Genomic DNA, 19,274 nt, shown 5'->3' with positions numbered 1-19,274 from the left:
AATATATTTAAGTCTAAGGGCCTTAAAATCTGGCTTTCAAAGAGGCATAAGTAGTATGAGTAAAGAAAAATCAGCTAGTTCATCAAAGCAAAGTAGTAATTTTCTACTAGTATTGCTAGGTATTTTGCTAACTGTGCTAGTTGTAGCATATGTAGCTAATCTTTTTTATCTTGGTAAGAAGTCTGCAGATGATAGAGCTTATGTTAAAAAGGCTAATGATTTGCGTGTTTATTCGCAAAGTATAGCAGCTGACTCATTAAAAGCGCTCACAGGTAGTGAGGATGGCTTTAAGAACTTAACAGTGGCCTCTACTAGTTTTGATGCGGATTGGGCAAATCTAAAAACTACTCTTCCGGTGGATCAAGTAAATGGATTGGCGAATGCATGGTCAGCGTTAAAGCCTAATATTGATACTTTATTAATTAGACAAGAAGCGTTAACAACAACTTACGCATCAGTAGATACATCGTTTAAGTTGGTAGAAAACCTACGTACTATTAGCCAAAACACACTAGATAAGTTAAAAGATCAACAAAGTGATATTAGACTTACTAATCAGATGCAACAAGCAGCTATTTTATTAGAGAGTATTCAACATAATTTAAATGGTGTGTTAACTAATTTTGCAGCTATTGAGAGTACTAGTAAAGATTTAGCAGATAAAGTAAAAGAGTTTAATAATATTGTTGATATGCTAAAACAAAGTGGCGTATTACCAAATGAAGCTCAGAACATTTTATTAACAGCAGTTAGTCCACTTAATCAATTAAGATCTAATGTTGATGTTATTCTTGAAAAATCTCAATATATTGCGGAGTTACAAGGTGTTGAGTCAAAAATTCTTGATGGTTCTCAGAAGTTACTAACTGAAGCTACTAAAGTAGCTAATGGTATTGAAGAGTCAACTTCTGCTTTTAGTACCAGTGCCTTTTTAGGTTACTTAGTCTTATTGCTCATCATTGCTGCAGTTGTTGGTATGTTCCTTGTTATTCAAAGAAATACCCGTAGACGTTTACAAGAAACAGCAAGAGAAAACTCAGTAAACCAAGAGGCGATTTTACAGTTACTTGATGAAATCGGTGACTTGGCAGATGGTGATTTAACTGTTAGTGCAACGGTATCAGAGGCATTTACTGGTGCGATTGCTGACTCTATTAACTACTCTATTGAACAGTTACGTGATCTGGTACAAACGATTAACCAAACCTCTGGACAAGTATCTGCTACAGCAGAAAATAGCCAGAGCTTAGCGATGAATCTAGCGGAAGCAGCGGAGCACCAGGCTGGTGAAATTGCAGGTGTATCAACAGCTATTAGTGAAATGGCGAGTTCTATTGATAGGGTATCTGCTACTGCACTTGAATCAGAAAATGTGGCAAAACGTTCGGTGGAAATCGCACATAATGGTAGTAAGATTGTAAATAATACTATTTCTGGTATGGATACTATTCGTGAGCAGATTCAGGATACTTCTAAACGTATTAAACGTCTGGGTGAATCTTCACAAGAGATTGGTGATATTATTGGTCTGATTGATGATATTGCTGAACAAACGAATATTCTTGCACTTAACGCGGCAATTCAGGCATCGATGGCCGGTGATGCAGGCCGTGGTTTCGCTGTGGTTGCGGATGAGGTACAACGTCTAGCTGAAAGATCTTCAGCAGCAACTAAACAAATTGAGACACTAGTTAAAGCCATTCAGACAGATACTAACGAAGCTGTTATTTCAATGGAACAAACTACATCAGAGGTTGTTCGTGGTGCGAAACTCGCTGAGAATGCAGGTGTTGCCCTTGAAGAGATTGAGAACGTATCGCAAGCATTAGCTAAATTAATTCAATCAATTTCTAATGCTGCAAGACAGCAGGCATCAACAGCTGCTCATATTTCAAGAACGATGGATGTAATTCAAGAAATTACTTCTCAAACATCTTCTGGTAGTACAGAAACAGCCGTTACCATCGGCCGTTTAACTACCATGTCACGGGACATGCGTAAATCTGTAGAAGGTTTCAAACTACCAAATAACTAATTGATTTTAAAGAATTAATATGCTTATACAGTTTATGTTGGATCAGATAATAAGTGTGCTTTGTGTTGGAGAGTATGCATGGCTATGAATAAGGTAACTACAGAGGATAGCCATGATTATGTTGCGCTTAGTTGGGTGAAGAATGAGATAGTTAATAATCTTAATCAAGTCCAACAGGTGCTAGAATCATTAGCTGATGAAACAACAAGTAAGAATGATATAGCTTCAGGGTTAGCTAATTGCTATAGCTTGTTGCACCAAGTTAGTGGTGCACTGCATATGGTAGGTTTTCCTGGTGCTGCATTGTTTGCAGAAGAAATTAGAACGTTCTGTGAAACATTAATCAATGATAAAGTAGAAGACTTTAGTCATAGTTTGCAAGTGTTAATGCAGGCTGTGTTGCAGATGCCTACTTATCTTGAGATTATTCAGACAGAAGGTCATGATATTCCTATAGCTTTATTGCCTCTTATCAATGAGATGAGAGAATGCTATAAAGCAACCCCTTTATCTGAGGTTGAATTATTTTCTCCTAAATATTATGGAGCAGCCTCACCTTTAACAGATGAAGAGCTAAAAGAAATCAATACAGAGGGATTAGCTAATTTATTACGTAAATTACGCCAGTCACTACAATTATCTTTAATTGATCTAATTCATAATCGTAATCTTGAGGTTGCGCTTGATCATCTAATTAAGATTTTTAATTACTTGGGACGTTTATGTAAAGCTACGCCAATTTCTATGCTTTGGCGTATTGCATTAGCTTTTGTAACGGGTATTAATGAAAAAAGTATACCTAATAGTCCTGAAGCTAAAGATTTGTTAAAACAAATTGATCGACAAATAAAAATATTGGTTGAGCAAGGTGTTGTTGGAATGAATAACCCTGCTCCAGATGCTCTGATAAAAGAATTATTATTTTTATTAGCTCAGGTAGATAGTAGTTCCGATGAAATTAAGGCAATTAAACAAGAATTCCATTTAACAAGTTTAATTTTAAATGTTAAAGATGTTAATACTCATCAGACAAAATTAGCTAATATTGATAAAGCTGCTTTAGAATCTGTTTCTCAAGCTCTGTCAGAAGAATTCACTTTTGTTAAAGATCGATTAGATTTACTTGCTCGTTCTGAAAGTCAGAATGGAGTAGATTTGCAAGGTTTACCTGAAACACTAAAAGTAATTTCTAATACATTAGAAATGCTAGGTTTAAATACTCAGAAAAATATAGTTAATAAGCAATTTGATGCTATTAATAGTGCTATTGCAAGTAATTATTTGGATAAAGTTCAAGCCATTGATATTGCAGAAGCAATACTAGATGTAGAAACAGTAGTTACTAATATTACTAAAACTGGTAGTTCAGCTAAAGCTGGTGTTACAGGTGATGCGCAGGAAATTGTAATTCGTGAAGCCGCTCATGAGTTAACTCAAGTAAAAGAAATTCTTGCACAGTATTTTGCGACTGAAGGTAAAGAGGGACAGATAAAAGATACAACTGAACTATTAACCCATACAGCTGGTGCTTTAGCTATTATATCCCAACAACGGGCAGCCGCTGCGGTTATTCGTTGTTTACAGTATATTGAAGAACGCTTAATAAACAGTACTATTTACCCTGATAATAAAGAAATTGACTCTATTGTTGGTGCAATTGCAAGTATTGATTATTACATGGAGTGCTTGGCTAAAAATCAAATAGTAAGTGCTAAAGATGCGTTGAACTTTGCAGTAAAATATTTGCACGAGCTAGGTTATTCATTACCAGACGATTATGAGTCATTAACGACTAAATATATAGCTTCTGTAGCGCCTGTAGAAGAGGCTGAGCAAGGTGTCTCACAGGAAGAAGTTGTTGACATAGAATCTGTAGAAGAGCAACAAGTTATTGCTGAGCAATCTCCATCAATACCACAACAACCAGTAGTTCAAGAAGCTAGCAAAGTTGGTGAAGAGGTAGATGAAGAGTTTGTTGAAATCTTTACTGAAGAAATGGAAGAGATTTTAGAAGCATTATCGACTACCTTACCAGCATGGGTTGCTAATACAGATGATAAAGAATCATTAACAGAAATTCGCCGTTCTTTCCATACTATTAAAGGTAGTGGACGAATGGTTAAAGCAACTGTTATTGGTGAGTTAGGCTGGTCTGTAGAAAATATGCTGAATAGAGTTATAGATAAAACTATACCTATTTCTCAACCTGTATTAGATGTAGTACAGGACGTTGCAAAATTATTACCAGAATTAATTAAAGAGTTTGCTTCAGGCCAACAACATTCTCGTGAAGATGTTGATTATTACGCTGCTGTTGCTGATGCCTTAGCTACAAAACAAGAACTACCAGTTAAAAAAAAATCTGAACAATTATTAACAACAGAAGAAACTGTTGTTGAAGATGATAATGTAATTGAGCCAGAGCTGGAAGCTGAAGAAACTTTGCAAGAACAAGATGATGTTGATGCAACAACTACATCTGATAATGTAGAAGAAACCACTTCAGCTCCTGCAGAGTTTGATGTTGAGTTAATAGATATTTTTATTGCTGAAGCTCAAACTCATATGCAAACATTAAAGGCATTTATTACATTATGTGAGCGTTCATTACCGCAAGTTGTTACAGATTCTTTACAGCGAGCAATGCATACCTTAAAAGGTAGTGCATTAATGGCAGGTTTGGATGCTATTGCTAATATTGCTAAGCCTTTTGAAGGTTTCTTAAAAGAATGTAGTATTAATGCTTGGTCAATTGAACGAATTGATCTTGAATTGTTAAGAGATGCATATGCCTTATTAAATAAAGGTATACGTCAATTGGAGCTTTATTCATTAGCTCCTGTTGATGGTACAGAATCACTTGTTGAGCGTATTCGTTTACGTCGCGAGTATTTAATATCACAACTTGAAGTAACTGTTAGTTCTGAGTTAGCTAATAAAGATAATGACGCATCGCCTGCAGCTTTGGTTAGCGCAATAATGCAGAATGTGGATTTATTATTAGATGCTGAAGAATATATTGAAAAATGGCGTGAGACGTCTGATAGTGATTTTATGCAGCTATCAGTATTGCAAGAAGAGTTAGCAAAAGTATCACCTTATGCTGAGCAAGCTGGTTATCAATCAATTGCTGATTTATGTAATGTCTTATTGAAAGCCTATGCAGCAGTATCAGCAAATACGATAAAGAGAGATGGTGTATTTTTTGATGCATTAACTCAAGTTCATCATGTGTTATTGAATTGTATTGATCAATTAGCAGCAGCTCAGGTTGTTTCTGAATATTCTGAAAAAGTTGCTTTGTTAGAGCAAGTATTGTCTAGTACAAATGTTCAAGAAGCTGTTGTAGAGCAACAAGAGATGGTAGAGCAGCAAATAGATGACAAGCCAGAAGAGTCAGAAAAAATTATTGAACCCGAAATAATAGAGCCTGTTGTTGAACAAGTACAGCAAGTAGTTGTTAATCAACCAACAGAAGTTGTGGAAACTGCATTAGTTAACCCACAAGTTTCATCTAATTTTACTATAGAAGATAAACTAATTCTTGGTGCACCTGCTCCTGCTGGTCCTATCATTGAATCTGAAGATGATATTGATTCAGATATGGCTGAAATCTTCCTTGAAGAAGCTGATGAAATACTAGTTGAGGCAAGAAATGACTTAGATAAATGGATTGAAGATCAAAGCGCTGATCATTTACAAGATTTGCAACGCCAATTGCATACCTTAAAAGGTGGTGCAAGGATGTGTGGTGCTGTAGGTTTAGGTGATTTGGCGCATGGTCTTGAGTTTATTTATGAAGGGCTATTGAATGGTCGCTATAGTTATTCAACAGATTTAGTGAAATTATTGAATAAAACTCATGATTTTATTCAGTTGATTGTTGATACATTACATGACTCTACTGTTTTACCTCATAGCCCAGAGTTATTAAATGCTATTCAGTTATTCCGTCAAGAAGGACGTGTTGTTTTAGATGATTCAGCAGTAATTACACAAGTACCAGAACCAGTTGTGGTAGATGCTGAAATTATTGATGAAGCACCTGTAACTATTACAGAGCCTGTAGGGCAAACTACTGAAACTCAAGTTATAGAACCTGAATTGATTGAGGTTGAGCCAGAAGATCAAGTAGCCATTGAACCAAAAGAACCACCTATAACTATTGATGTTGAAGCAGTTGAGGTAGTTCAACCTACGCAGATTTCTGAAGAAACAGTTGTAGTTTCTGAACCAGAAAAAGAGCAAACATCTCCTGCGGTAGTAGAGTTTAGAGAAACTGAAGTTTCTAAAGCAAAAGATAAAGTAACCTCAAAAGAAAGTAGAGAAGCTACTGAGCAAATTAAGGTAGCAGCAGAATTATTAGATAGTTTAGTTAATCTCGCTGGTGAAACCTCAATTTATCGTAGTCGTGTTGAGCAGCAAAATAGTGATTTAGCATCTGCGTTGATGGAGATGGATGTTACTATTGATCGGGTGCGCGATCAGTTACGTCGTTTAGATACGGAAACACAAGCACAAATTATTTCTAGACACCAAACAGAGGTTTCATCTAGTTATACAGATTTTGACCCGTTAGAAATGGATCAATACTCACAAATACAGCAATTATCAAGATCATTGTTTGAGTCTGCTTCGGATTTACAAGACTTAAAAGATACTTTGATGCGTCGTAATCGTGATGTGGAAACTTTATTGCAACAGCAAGGTCGTGTAAATACTGAGTTACAAGAAGGCTTGATGCGTACTCGAATGGTACCATTAGATCGTATTGCACCTAGATTACGTCGTTTAGTGCGTCAAGTTTCTACCGAGTTAGGTAAACAAGTAGATTTAGTGATTGGTAATACAGCAGGGGAAATGGATCGGGGTGTAATTGATGCAATTGTTGCGCCATTAGAGCACATGATCCGTAACTCACTTGACCATGGTATTGAAAGTAAGGATATCCGTGTAGCTGTAGGTAAACCAGCTAAAGGTACAATTTCTCTAGACCTTATTCGTGAGGGTGGGGAAATGGTATTACGTCTTAAAGACGATGGTGCTGGTATTTCTGTTAAAACTGTACGTGATAAGGCGATTAATAAGGGGCTAATGAGCCTTGATGAAAAACTTTCTGATAAAGAAATTTTACAGTTCATTTTAGAAGCTGGTTTCTCTACAGCTAAGAAAATTACTCAAATCTCTGGACGTGGTGTTGGTTTAGACGTAGTAGTAAATGCTGTTAAGCAGTTGGGTGGTGTATTAACGTTAGATTCTGAAGAGGGTAAAGGTACTACCTTCTCTATTCGTTTACCAATCAACTTATCAGTAAGTCGTGCACTGATGATTCGTGTTGCTGAAGACCATTATGCAATTCCAATGAGTACTGTAGAAGGGGTTACTTATATTTCCCCTGAGCAACAGAAAGAGTTTTATCAGTTTGGTACGGCTGAGCTAGAGTATGGTGGAGACTCTTACCGAGTTAAGCACTTGGGAGAGCTTTTAGGTAACCAAATAGTAGCACAAGCACAATACGTGATTGAGGAAAAAGCACCTGTCTTATTAGTACGTTCAGGTGAGCATTATATTGCTTTACGTGTTGATGAATTATTACCATCAAGTGAAGTAGTTGTTAAGAGTTTAGGCGCACAGTTCCTTTCTGTACCTGCTATTTCTGGTGCAACTATCTTAGGTGATGGTCATGTAATTATCATCCTTGATTTAAGTGCATTGGTACGTAGTTATTTTGTTCATCAGCAACATAATATTAGAACAGAGGAAAGAAGAATAGCATCATCTGAAGAATTAGAAGAGGTGAAACGTCCACCATTAGTTATGGTTGTGGATGACTCTGTGACAGTACGTAAAGTAACAACACGTCTTCTTGAGCGCCAAGGTATGCAAGTAATTACGGCACGTGATGGATTAGATGCTGTGACACAGTTGGAAGAAAAAGTTCCAGATATTATGTTGCTTGATATTGAAATGCCTAGAATGGACGGCTTTGAGGTGGCAACAAGAGTACGTCATGATGAGCGTACTAAGCATTTACCTATTATCATGATTACTTCACGAAGTGGTGAAAAACACAGAGAACGTGCATTGGCTATTGGTGTTAATGAATATATGAGTAAGCCTTTTATGGATGCCAAATTAATTAAGTCTATATCTGATCTACTTCCAGCATTTGAGGTAAATTTATTGGAGAGTAGTTCATGACAGAACAAAAATCTGCTAAAAAGACTTCATTAGAAGCATCATTAATTAGTTTATTAGACAGAACATTAATTCTTCCTAGTACAGCTGTTGTGGAGGTAGTATCTATTTCAATGCCTCAGGTAGTTGCCAAAATGCCACGTTGGTTTTTAGGTTTTCTACCATGGCAGGGTTTACGGATACCTTTTATTTCGTTTGAAGCTATTTGTGGCTCAACTTTTAAAATTAATGCAAGTTCAAATATATTAATTTTAAAAACTACTACTGAGTCATTACAGAGTAAGTTTTTTGCTATATTAATTCAGAATACACCTATTAATTGTACTGTAACTGCAGAAGCAATTATGGATGTAGTTGGTGAATTATCTCGTTATGAATTAGAAACTATACGAATCAATGATCATATAGCTAAAATCCCTAATATTCCTGCACTAGAAAAATTATTGATCGACACAGGCGTATTAAATTAGTTTAAATATCAATTGTTGCATGGAAGCAGCAGTTAATAGTTTTGCCAAAGTAGTTTAAAAATAAACTGTTTATATTAGAAGTTAATCTAATTACTTCTGTTCATTCTTGTTATTAATATCCATTTAAGAGGGAAATATGAAGAAGTCTTTGATTGTTGTATTGCTTTCTTTACTATCTTTTGTTGGTTCTGTCTTTGCTGGAATAATTGATGACGCTGTTAAAAGAGGTACTTTAAGAGTGGGATTAAATCCTACTTATATGCCTTTTGAAATGACCAATAAGCAAGGTGAAATTGTTGGCTTTGAGGTAGATGTACTAAAAGCAATGGCCAAGTCTATGGGAGTTAAACTAGAAATAGTATCCATGTCTTATGATGGTCTGATTCCTAGTTTATTAACAGAAAAGTTTGATCTCATTGCCAGTGGTATGACGGTTAACCAAGAAAGAAATTTACGGGTTAATTTTGCTGATCCACTAATTATGACAGGTCAAACATTACTGATTCGTAAAGAGTTAGCAGATAAAGTTAAATCTTATAGAGATTTAAATAGTAGTGATTATAAAATTACTTCAAAAATAGGCACTACTGGCGAGGTAGCAGCTAAAAGACTATTAAATAAGGCACAGTATTATAGTTATAACACGGAAGCAGAAGCTGTGTTAGAAGTGGTTAATGGTAAGGCTGATGCATTTGTTTATGATGCTTCTTATAATATTGTGGCATTAAAAAAACTAGGCAATGACCGTTTGGTCTTTTTAGATAAGCCAATTACTTATGAACCACAAGCATTTGCTTTAAGAAAAGGTGATTATGACAGTATTAATTGGATTAATAATTTCTTAAGCCAGATTAAAAATGATGGTACCTATGATCGTCTTTATAATAAATGGTTTAAAAGAACTGATTGGCTAACAGAGATGGAGTAATTATTCTTTGTTTTAACTAAAAAGCTATATAAATAATATTAATTAAGGTAAGTATGAAAAGAGTTTTAGCTTTTATAGTCGTTATTTTATTTTCAATAACAGCTGCATTTGCGGGGATGACAGATGATGCAGTTAAAAGGGGAACCCTTAGAGTAGGCTTAACACCTACTTATATGCCTTTTGAAATGACTAATAAGCAGGGTGAGATTATTGGTTTTGAGGTAGATATTGTTAGGGCAATGGCAAAGGCCTTAGGGGTTAAGCTAGAGCTAATACCTACTTCTTATGATGGTATTATCCCAGGCTTGTTAACAGGGAAATTCGATATGATCGCTAGTGGCATGACTATCAATCAAAGTCGTAATCTTAGAGTCAATTTTACAGATTTGTTTGTTACTACAGGGCAAACTTTACTTATCCGTAAAGATTTGGCTGATGAAATAAAGTCTTATAAAGATTTGAATAATGAAAAATATAAAATAACCTCGCAAATAGGTACAACAGGTGAGTTTATAGCCAAAAAATATATGAGTAAGGCTAAGTATTATGGATATAACAGCGAGGCAGAAGCAATTTTAGAAGTAGTTAATCATAAAGCAGATGCATTTATTTTTGATGAGTCTTATAACATTGTTGCATTGCAAAGGTTAGGTAATAAAAAATTAATTCATTTAGACAAATTAATTACAGCAGAACCTATAGCCTTTGCTGTTAGAAAAGAAGATTATGATAGTATTAATTGGATTAATAATTTTTTAACCCAAATTAAAAATGATGGTACTTATGATCGTATTTACAATAAGTGGTTTAAACGTACAGATTGGTTAAAAGATATGGAGTAAGTTTTTCCATAAAAAATTTATTATTAAGTATTGGTAGGTTAATTATGAAAAAGATATTAGCATCACTATTCTTAATGCTTACATTGGGTGTAGCTCAAGCAAGTATGATTGATGATGTAGTGAAACGTGGTACATTACGAATAGGATTGGATCCTACCTATATGCCCTTTGAGATGACGAATAAAAAAGGGGAAATTGTAGGCTTTGAAATGGATCTAGTTAAGGCCATGGCAAAATCTTTAGGTGTTAAATTAGAGATAGTTTCTATTGCTCAAGATGGAGTTATTCCAGGCTTATTAACTAATAAGTTTGATATGGTAGCAAGTGGTTTATCTTTAACTCAAGAAAGAAACTTAAAAGTTAACTTTCCAGATCCTTTTATCATGACTGGGCAAACTATCCTTATTCGTAAGGAATTAGAGAGTACAGTTAAATCATATAAAGACTTAAATGATGCTAAGTATAAAATTACTTCTAGACTTGGCACTACTGGGGAGTTTGCTACTAAGCGATTAATTAATAAAGCAAAATACTTTGGTTATAACACCGAGGCAGAAGCAGTGCTGGAAGTAGCGAATGGCAATGCAGATGCATTTGTTTATGATGCTGCATACAATGTAGTAGCGATCCAAAAATTAGGCCAAGGTAAATTAGTTTTCTTAGATAAACCATTTACTTATGAACCATTAGCTTTTGCTATTAGAAAAGGTGATTATGATAGTATTAACTGGATTAATAACTTTTTAAATCAAATTAAAAATGATGGTACTTATGATCGTCTTTATAACAAATGGTTTAAGCGTACTGATTGGTTAAAAGAGATGGAATAATATCCATCTCTCCTATAAATTTTCTATAAAACTTTGCATACAATAGCTTATAATATCTAATTTATAAGCTGTAATTATATAATTATGTCTAGAACTTCTAAACGTCACTGGCCGTGGCACCTGCTTACTCTTGCCATTCTCGCTGTCATAGCTTTGATATTTTGGTATGCCACTGTTTCGACTGCTTATAAATGGGATTGGAATAATATTTCCAACTATTTCTATTATAACAAAGAAGTTATTTTAGAAACTGCACCTAGTGATGTTGGGGTTGCTAGTTTAGATCAACAAGGGCAAAAAACGATTATCACCTTAGTTGATTACGCAACTGATGAAGAATTTAAAATAACTGCTAATGCAGACGAAGTAAAAGTATTTAAAGGACAAGAATTGGTAGAGGGAGATACTATTTCTTCTACTACTCAATGGACAGCAGGTCCTTTTGTCCAAGGGTTTTGGACAACCTTATGGCTTTCTGTTGTATCAGGTATTTTAGGTTTAGTAATTGGTCTAATAGCAGGGCTGTGCCGTATTTCTAAAAATCCTACTTTAAGAGACTTATCAACTGTTTATGTAGAGCTTATTCGAGCATTACCACTGTTAGTAATTATTTTTATTATTTACTATTTCTTTGGTACGATTCTTAAGTTATCCCATGAAACAGCCGCTATTATTTCATTATCATTTAGCGCAGGTGCTTACATTGCAGAAATTGTACGTGGTGGTATTCAGTCGATTTCAAAAGGTCAAACAGAGGCCGCTCGTTCATTAGGTATGGGAGCGGCTAGTACCATGTGTGTAATTATTTTACCACAAGCTTTTAGAAGAATTTTACCTGCATTGACTGGTCAATTTATTAATCTAGTAAAAGATACTTCTTTATTATCAGCTATCTCTATTATTGAAATAACAAGGGCTGCACAATTAGCTACCACTACTTCAATGAAGCCTTTTGAAATGTGGTTTTGTGCAGCAGCGTTGTATTTGTTAATTAATATTCCACTCTCTGTTTTGGCTCATTATTTAGAAAGAAGGCTGGCAAAAAGTGATTAATGTAAGAGAAATTAATAAAGTTTTTGACAGCAAAGGCATGGTTGTTCATGCTGTTGATAATGTGAGCGTAGATATTGCTAAAGGTGAAGTAGTAGTTATTATTGGGCCTTCTGGCTCAGGTAAATCTACTTTTTTACGTTGTTTAAATGCTTTAGAAGATATAGATAGTGGTTCAATTACTATTGATGGTATTCATTTAACCCATTCTAAAACTAATATTAATGCATTGCGCCGTGAAGTGGGGATGGTGTTTCAGCACTTTAATCTATTCCCACATATGACTGTATTAGAAAATCTTTGTGTGGCACAACGTATTGTTCGTAAACGTACCAAGGAAGAAGCGATAGAAAAAGCAAAGAATTTATTAGCTAAAGTAGGTATTGCGCAAAAGATTAATGAATATCCTTCACGTTTATCAGGTGGACAACAACAAAGGGTGGCGATAGCTAGAGCACTTTGTATGGATCCTAAAGTGATGTTATTTGATGAACCTACATCTGCTTTAGATCCAGAAATGGTGGGTGAAGTATTGGATGTAATGAAAAAGCTTGCCCAAGAAGGCATGACCATGGCCTGTGTAACTCATGAAATGAAATTTGCTAAAGAAGTAGCAGATCGTATTTTATTCTTCGATCACGGTAAATTATTAGAAGATACTACGCCTGCTAAATTCTTTACAGCACCTGAAGATCCAAGAGCACAAGCTTTCTTGCAACAAATTTTGTAGGGATTATTATGCGTATAGGTGAACTAGCAAAAGCTGCCAATTGTACAGTAGAAACTATACGCTATTATGAGCAACAAAGTTTATTACCAGAGCCCTATCGTACGCAAAATAATTACCGTGTTTATAATAAAGATCATTTAGATCGTCTAAAATTTATCCGTAATTGTCGTAATTTAGATATGGCACATGATGAAATACGGGAGCTACTTAAATTAGCGAACAATGCTGATGAAAACTGTACAGCAGTGGCTAATTTACTTGAACAACACATACAGCACGTTAATCAGCGCCTTAAAGAATTACAAGAATTACAACAACAGTTACTTGATTTGCATAATCGTTGTCAGGGTAATCGACCTGCTAGTCATTGCAATATTGTACAAGAACTCACGGAAATGGATATTCCAGCGAATTCACATAAAACCCATCTGGGATAAAAAAGATTTAGTTTCTAGCAGGTTATCAATACCTATTAGCGTTTTACTAATATTAGCGGTATATTATAAAGATAAATAATATCGAGTAGTAATGAATCACAATAGATGACTACCTTACTTATCACTTTACCCATCTTTGCTTATATCTTTATTGGCTGGTTAGCAGCTAAATCTCGTTATGTTTCTGATAAGGTATGTGAGGGCTTATCAGAATATGTGTTTTCTATTGCTGTGCCTGTATTAATTATGATGACATTGGCACAGACTTCATCAAAAGACCCTATTATACCTACTTATTGGGTGTCTTATTTTGGTGCTTGTGCAATAGCATGGGGCATTACCATGTTATTAACCAAAAAATTATTAAAAAGGGCTCATAAAGAAACAGTTATTTGCGGTTATGCTACCAGTCAAGCTAACACCGTATTCATGGGGATACCTCTCATTTTAGATGTGTATGGGCAAGCAGGTTCTGTACCGTTATTTATGTTGTTAGCTATTCATCTACCTATTATGTTAGGTGCAGCTAGTTTTTTAATAGAGTTGGGTGGCAATGAAAAATTTTTTACTAAACTTAAAAAAATAGTATTAACTATTTGTACAAATCCTATTTTTATCGCATTGATTATTGGATCATTTTTACATTATTTTGAAATTAAACCAGAGGGTACTATAAAAACTATATTAGAAAGTATTGCCGGTACTGCATCAACATGTGCCCTTATTTCGCTTGGCATGGCATTAAACCGTTATCGAATTAAAGATGACCTTAAATGTGCATCCATTATTGTGGTAGGTAAATTAATTATCCATCCATTGGCTGTTTGGGTATTGGCATTTTATGTATTTAAATTACCACCTGTTTATGCTGGAGTGGCTGTGTTATTTGCTACGTTACCTGTTGGGGTTAATGCTTATTTACTTTCTTTCTATTATAAAACAGCAGAACGGCCAGTATCCTCGGCTGTACTTATTTCAACAGTACTGTCAGTATTTTCGGTTTCAATTTGGTTAAGCTTATTGTTAAAAATGCAGTAGAATAGAGCATTCATAACAAAACCTTATTATTTATACAGCCTAATAAATCAGTCTTTGTTATAATTAAAAATTTCCTGAATTAGCTAAGAATAGACATCTATCCCTATGGACAAGACATATCAACCTGACAGTATTGAACGCTCATGGTATCAAACATGGGAATCTAATAATTACTTTGCCCCACAAGGACAAGGTGAACCTTATACTATTATGCTGCCACCACCTAATGTCACAGGTAATTTACATATGGGGCATGGTTTTAATAATGCCATTATGGATACTTTAATCCGCTACCGCCGTATGCAAGGTAGAAATACTTTATGGCAACCTGGTACAGACCACGCGGGTATTGCTACACAAATGGTGGTAGAGCGTCAACTAGGTTTACAAAATATTAGTCGCCATGATTTGGGACGTGAAAAGTTTATTGAAAAAGTCTGGGAGTGGAAAGCCGAATCAGGTGGTAATATTACCCGTCAAATTCGTCGTTTAGGTTCTTCGGTAGATTGGTCTCGTGAACGCTTTACTATGGATGAAGGATTATCCAATGCAGTAAAAGAAGCCTTTGTTCGTCTTTATAATGATGGCCTGATTTATCGCGGTAAACGATTAGTTAACTGGGATTGTAAATTCCATACGGCTATTTCTGACCTTGAAGTGGAAAATCATGATGAAAAAGGTCACCTATGGCACTTACGTTATCCATTAATGAATGGCGAGAAGACCAAAGAGGGAATAGATTATTTAATTGTTGCCACCACGCGTCCTGAAACTATGTTAGGGGATACAGCAGTTGCTGTTCATCCAGAAGATGAGCGTTATCAACATTTAATTGGCAAAACTATTTTATTACCTTTAGTAAACCGTGAAATACCTATTATTGCCGATGAATATGTCGATCCTGCATTTGGTACAGGTTGTGTAAAAATTACCCCTGCTCATGATTTTAATGATTATGAAGTAGGTAAACGCCATAACTTAACACTGATTAATGTGTTAGATGCTAATGGGGCTATTTTAAAAGTAGCACAAGCCTTTAATATTGATGGTTCAGTTAATACTACAGCAGATACTAGTTTGCCTACCGTTTATGCAGAGATGGATCGTTTTGATGCTAGAAAGGCAGTAGTAGCAGATTTTGAGAAATTAGGTTTATTAGAAAAAATTGAAGACCATGCTCTTAAAGTACCTAGAGGGGATCGTTCAGGTACAGTCATTGAGCCTTGGTTAACTGACCAATGGTATGTTAAAGCATCTGTATTAGCTAAACCTGCTATTGAGGCGGTAGAAGACGGTCGTATTCAATTTGTACCTAAGCAATATGAAAATATGTATTTTGCTTGGATGCGTAACATTCAAGATTGGTGTATTAGCCGTCAATTATGGTGGGGGCATCAAATCCCAGCTTGGTATGATGAGCAAGGTCAAGTATATGTAGGTAGAGATGAGCAAGAAGTTCGTCAACAATATAATTTGGCTGATAGTATTCAATTAAAACGTGATCCAGATGTATTGGATACATGGTTTAGCTCAGGCTTGTGGACGTTTTCTACCCTAGGTTGGCCTGAGCAAACAGAAGCCTTAAAAACTTTCCATCCAACCTCAGTATTAGTGAGCGGTTTTGACATTATCTTCTTCTGGGTAGCCAGAATGATTATGTTGACTATGCATCTAATAAAAAATTCAGATGGCACACCGCAAGTACCTTTTAAAACTGTCTATATGCATGGTTTAGTACGTGATGGACAAGGCCAGAAAATGTCTAAGTCTAAGGGTAATGTATTAGACCCATTAGATATTATTGATGGTATTGATCTTGAAACTTTAGTGCAGAAACGTACTTCTGGTTTAATGCGCCCTCAAGATGCACCAAAAATCGAGAAACAAACTCGTAAAGAGTTTGCTGATGGTATTGCTGCTTATGGTACAGATGCGTTACGTTTTACTTTCTGTTCATTAGCTTCTACAGGGCGTGATATCAATTTTGATATGAGCCGTGTTGAAGGCTATCGTAATTTCTGTAATAAGATTTGGAATGCTGCTCGTTATGTACTAATGCAGTGTGAGAATCAAGATTGTGGACAAAATAATGAGCCTGTTGAATTAACCTTAGCAGATCGTTGGATTATTTCACAACTACAGCATACTGAAACTGAAGTGGCTCGTCATTTGGATCAGTTCCGTTTTGACTTAGCCACCCAAGTGCTTTATGAGTTTATTTGGAATCAATACTGTGATTGGTATTTAGAGCTTTCTAAGCCTGTATTATGGGATGAGTCTGCACCTGTTGAGCGTTTAAGAGGTACTCGTCGTACATTGGTTAGGGTATTAGAAGCAACTCTGCGTTTAGCACATCCTATTATGCCATTTATTACTGAAGAAATTTGGCAAAGTATCAAAGCATTAGCAGGTAGGTCTGGCGATAGTATCATGCTACAGCCATATCCTATGGCAGATGAAAGTAAGCTAGATAAGCAGGCGGAAGTAGATATTGAATGGTTAAAAGCCTTTATTAATGGTATTCGTAATATTCGTGCAGAAATGAATATTAATCCAGGTAAACCATTAGAAGTGATGCTTAATCATTGTAATAGTGAAGATCAGCGTCGTTTACAAGAAAATGAAGCATTCTTAAAGAAACTAGCTAAGTTAGAAAATATTACTGCATTAGCATCAGGTCAAGAGGCCCCACCAGCAGCCACTGCCTTAGTAGGTGATATGGAGGTGCTTGTACCTATGGCGGGACTTATTGATAAGGAAGCAGAACTAGCACGTTTGGATAAAGAAATTCAAAAATTAACAGCAGAAGTACAACGTACCAATGGCAAGTTAGGTAATGCTAGCTTTGTAGAAAAAGCACCCGCTGATGTGATTGAAAAAGAACGCAGTAAATTGGTAGAAGCAGAGCAAGCAATTGCACGTTTAACTGAGCAACGTAAAAAAATTGTAGAGTTGTAAAAATGTTGTAAAAGTTAAGCTAGATTTATAGCGATAAAAAAAAGATCCTGTATAGTTTATATAGGATCTTTTTTTATATGAGTAATTTTATTTATTACTAAAAGGATAAAGCTATGAATAAGTGGCTATCTATTGTTTGTTTAGGAACTATAACTTTTTGTTGCCAAGCAGAAACACAAAAGTTAAGTTCAGCGATTAAAGCAGTGACTGTTTACAATGATCGAGCAGCGATTACCCGTTATGCGGAGGTACGGCTAAGTGCTGGTGAGCATGAATTAATTTTTGAAAATTTGCCAGTGCGTTTAGATGATGCTTCATTACAAGTAGATGCAAAAGCAACTAGCCCAACGACTATTTTAGATGTGGTTACTAAACAGCAACGTTTAATTAGTAATGCTAATGAACGTTTACAACAACTTGAAAAGCAAATAGAAGTGCTACAAGAGCAATTGGCTAAGTTGAATGATAGAGAGAATATTATAAAGGGTCAGTATGATTTTATTAAGCAAATGCAAAGCAGTGCCGTAGGTGTTACTGATAAAGCCAATAGGCCAACCATGCAACAAATCCAACAGATAATGGAGCTTTCTAATAATAACTTAACCCAGTTAGCAACAGAACAACGACAGATAACAACAGATAAAGAGCAATTACAAAAACAGCTACAAGTACTACAAAATGATCGTTATCCCTTACAAAGAGAAGCTAATTTACAAGTTAAAAATGTAGCTGTAAGAGTAAATTTAGCTCAACCAGCAACTGTAAAAGTAGCTTTAACTTATGTTACATTCGGTGCTAGTTGGTATCCTATTTATGATGCGCGCTTTAATAGTAAGGAACAAAACTTATCACTAAACTATTCAGCTAATGTCTCTCAACAAACAGGAGAAGATTGGCGAAATGTAAAGCTTACGTTATCAACAGCCCGTCCGGCTTTAGGAGGTAATGCCCCATTATTAACGGAGTGGAAGCTTTTACCTTATTCACCTGATGTATATAGAAATAGGGAGATGGCTAAAAAGGATATACAGTATAAGGCAGTTATGATGCCAGAATCTGCTATGGAACTTGCAGCGAGTAAACAAATAACAACGGCAACTTATAAACCAGTTTTAGTGCCTGTAGCAAATGTAGATATGAGTGCGACTAGTACAGCCTTTACCATTGCAGAACCTGCTTCATTGATAACAGGGGGAGACCAGCAAAAAGTTACGATCAATAGTATTCCTGATCTATCAACCAATTTAATCTATCAAGTAGTACCACGTTTACAACAGGTAGCATATTTACAAGCAGATACTAAAAATACAACGACCTATCCACTATTAGCTGGGCAATTAAATATCTTTATGGATGGTCGTTTTATTGCAACAGGACAATTAAAAACAACCATGCCTAATGAACAGTTTAAAGTTGATTTAGGTGCAGATGAAGCTATTAAAGTGACATATAAACAACTAAAACGTTTTACTGAAAAAACTGGATTTACTAACAGTGGTGAGCGTATAACTTATAATTATTTAATTACTGTGCAAAATAATAAAAATAAAGACGTTAAAGTAGATATTAAGGACCATATTCCTATTTCGCAAAATGAAAAAATAAAGGTAAAACTATTATCACCTAAAAATATTAGTCCAGATAAGGAAGGGAAGCTTAATTGGCAAATTAGCCTTAAGCCTATGGAAAAACAAGAAATACCCGTTAATTTTACTATTGATTATCCAGTAGATACTCAAGTGATAGGCTTATAAAGGA

The 19,274-nt window shown here is 35.4% G+C and carries 12 protein-coding genes; all 12 read left to right on the top strand.

All coding sequences use genetic code 11. From position 1 onward, the window contains the following. Positions 1-55: 55 nt before the first annotated feature. The 12 genes from MTZ49_RS03440 (at position 56) to MTZ49_RS03385 (ending at position 19,270) form a co-directional block, all read left to right on the top strand. Positions 56-2,035, top strand: a complete 1,980-nt coding sequence (locus MTZ49_RS03440) for a methyl-accepting chemotaxis protein (RefSeq protein WP_264747000.1) — start codon at positions 56-58, stop codon at positions 2,033-2,035. A 78-nt stretch (positions 2,036-2,113) separates the two neighbouring features. Further along, a complete protein-coding gene (locus MTZ49_RS03435) occupies positions 2,114-8,236 on the top strand; it encodes an Hpt domain-containing protein (protein WP_264746999.1) in 6,123 nt (2,040 codons plus the stop codon). Then, the gene (locus MTZ49_RS03430) at positions 8,233-8,703 is read left to right on the top strand and encodes a chemotaxis protein CheW (protein WP_264746998.1); all 471 of its coding nucleotides are present in this window, start codon (positions 8,233-8,235) and stop codon (positions 8,701-8,703) included. The genes MTZ49_RS03435 and MTZ49_RS03430 overlap by 4 nt, the downstream gene beginning before the upstream one ends. Positions 8,704-8,839: 136 nt before the next feature. Continuing rightward, entirely contained in the window at positions 8,840-9,631 is a 792-nt protein-coding gene (locus MTZ49_RS03425; RefSeq protein WP_264746997.1) for a transporter substrate-binding domain-containing protein, read from the top strand. 53 nt (positions 9,632-9,684) lie between these two features. Continuing rightward, on the top strand, positions 9,685-10,473 hold the full coding sequence (locus MTZ49_RS03420; RefSeq protein ID WP_264746996.1) for a transporter substrate-binding domain-containing protein: 789 nt from the start codon (positions 9,685-9,687) through the stop codon (positions 10,471-10,473). A gap of 44 nt (positions 10,474-10,517) precedes the next feature. Continuing rightward, complete coding sequence (locus tag MTZ49_RS03415; protein ID WP_264746995.1) at positions 10,518-11,303, top strand: transporter substrate-binding domain-containing protein; 786 nt, start codon at positions 10,518-10,520, stop codon at positions 11,301-11,303. Positions 11,304-11,387: 84 nt separating this feature from the next. Beyond that, a complete protein-coding gene (locus MTZ49_RS03410) occupies positions 11,388-12,356 on the top strand; it encodes an amino acid ABC transporter permease (protein WP_264746994.1) in 969 nt (322 codons plus the stop codon). Then, positions 12,349-13,083 (top strand): amino acid ABC transporter ATP-binding protein, encoded by a 735-nt coding sequence (locus MTZ49_RS03405; RefSeq protein ID WP_264746993.1) that lies wholly within the window; start codon positions 12,349-12,351, stop codon positions 13,081-13,083. The genes MTZ49_RS03410 and MTZ49_RS03405 overlap by 8 nt, the downstream gene beginning before the upstream one ends. Positions 13,084-13,091: 8 nt before the next feature. Continuing rightward, entirely contained in the window at positions 13,092-13,520 is a 429-nt protein-coding gene (gene cadR, locus MTZ49_RS03400) for a Cd(II)/Pb(II)-responsive transcriptional regulator (RefSeq protein WP_264746992.1), read from the top strand. Between the two features lie 105 nt (positions 13,521-13,625). Beyond that, on the top strand, positions 13,626-14,558 hold the full coding sequence (locus tag MTZ49_RS03395; RefSeq protein WP_264746991.1) for an AEC family transporter: 933 nt from the start codon (positions 13,626-13,628) through the stop codon (positions 14,556-14,558). A gap of 105 nt (positions 14,559-14,663) precedes the next feature. Next, complete coding sequence (locus MTZ49_RS03390) at positions 14,664-17,516, top strand: valine--tRNA ligase (RefSeq protein ID WP_264746990.1); 2,853 nt, start codon at positions 14,664-14,666, stop codon at positions 17,514-17,516. 113 nt (positions 17,517-17,629) lie between these two features. Next, positions 17,630-19,270 (top strand): mucoidy inhibitor MuiA family protein, encoded by a 1,641-nt coding sequence (locus MTZ49_RS03385; protein ID WP_264746989.1) that lies wholly within the window; start codon positions 17,630-17,632, stop codon positions 19,268-19,270. The last annotated feature ends 4 nt before the right edge of the window (positions 19,271-19,274 follow it).

This window comes from Entomomonas sp. E2T0 (assembly GCF_025985425.1).
Lineage (GTDB): Bacteria > Pseudomonadota > Gammaproteobacteria > Pseudomonadales > Pseudomonadaceae > Entomomonas.
Note: the sequence above shows the minus strand (reverse complement) of the source record. Positions and strands in the feature narration are given on the sequence as shown.

Bases quoted from the DNA above. Each gene is read 5' to 3' on its own strand.
- MTZ49_RS03385 (WP_264746989.1), top strand. From the start codon at position 17,630: ATGAATAAGTGGCTATCTATTGTTTGTTTAGGAACTATAACTTTTTGT.
- MTZ49_RS03440 (WP_264747000.1), top strand. From the start codon at position 56: ATGAGTAAAGAAAAATCAGCTAGTTCATCAAAGCAAAGTAGTAATTTT.
- MTZ49_RS03430 (WP_264746998.1), top strand. From the start codon at position 8,233: ATGACAGAACAAAAATCTGCTAAAAAGACTTCATTAGAAGCATCATTA.
- cadR (WP_264746992.1), top strand. From the start codon at position 13,092: ATGCGTATAGGTGAACTAGCAAAAGCTGCCAATTGTACAGTAGAAACT.
- MTZ49_RS03410 (WP_264746994.1), top strand. From the start codon at position 11,388: ATGTCTAGAACTTCTAAACGTCACTGGCCGTGGCACCTGCTTACTCTT.
- MTZ49_RS03435 (WP_264746999.1), top strand. From the start codon at position 2,114: ATGGCTATGAATAAGGTAACTACAGAGGATAGCCATGATTATGTTGCG.
- MTZ49_RS03425 (WP_264746997.1), top strand. From the start codon at position 8,840: ATGAAGAAGTCTTTGATTGTTGTATTGCTTTCTTTACTATCTTTTGTT.
- MTZ49_RS03395 (WP_264746991.1), top strand. From the start codon at position 13,626: ATGACTACCTTACTTATCACTTTACCCATCTTTGCTTATATCTTTATT.
- MTZ49_RS03420 (WP_264746996.1), top strand. From the start codon at position 9,685: ATGAAAAGAGTTTTAGCTTTTATAGTCGTTATTTTATTTTCAATAACA.
- MTZ49_RS03390 (WP_264746990.1), top strand. From the start codon at position 14,664: ATGGACAAGACATATCAACCTGACAGTATTGAACGCTCATGGTATCAA.
- MTZ49_RS03415 (WP_264746995.1), top strand. From the start codon at position 10,518: ATGAAAAAGATATTAGCATCACTATTCTTAATGCTTACATTGGGTGTA.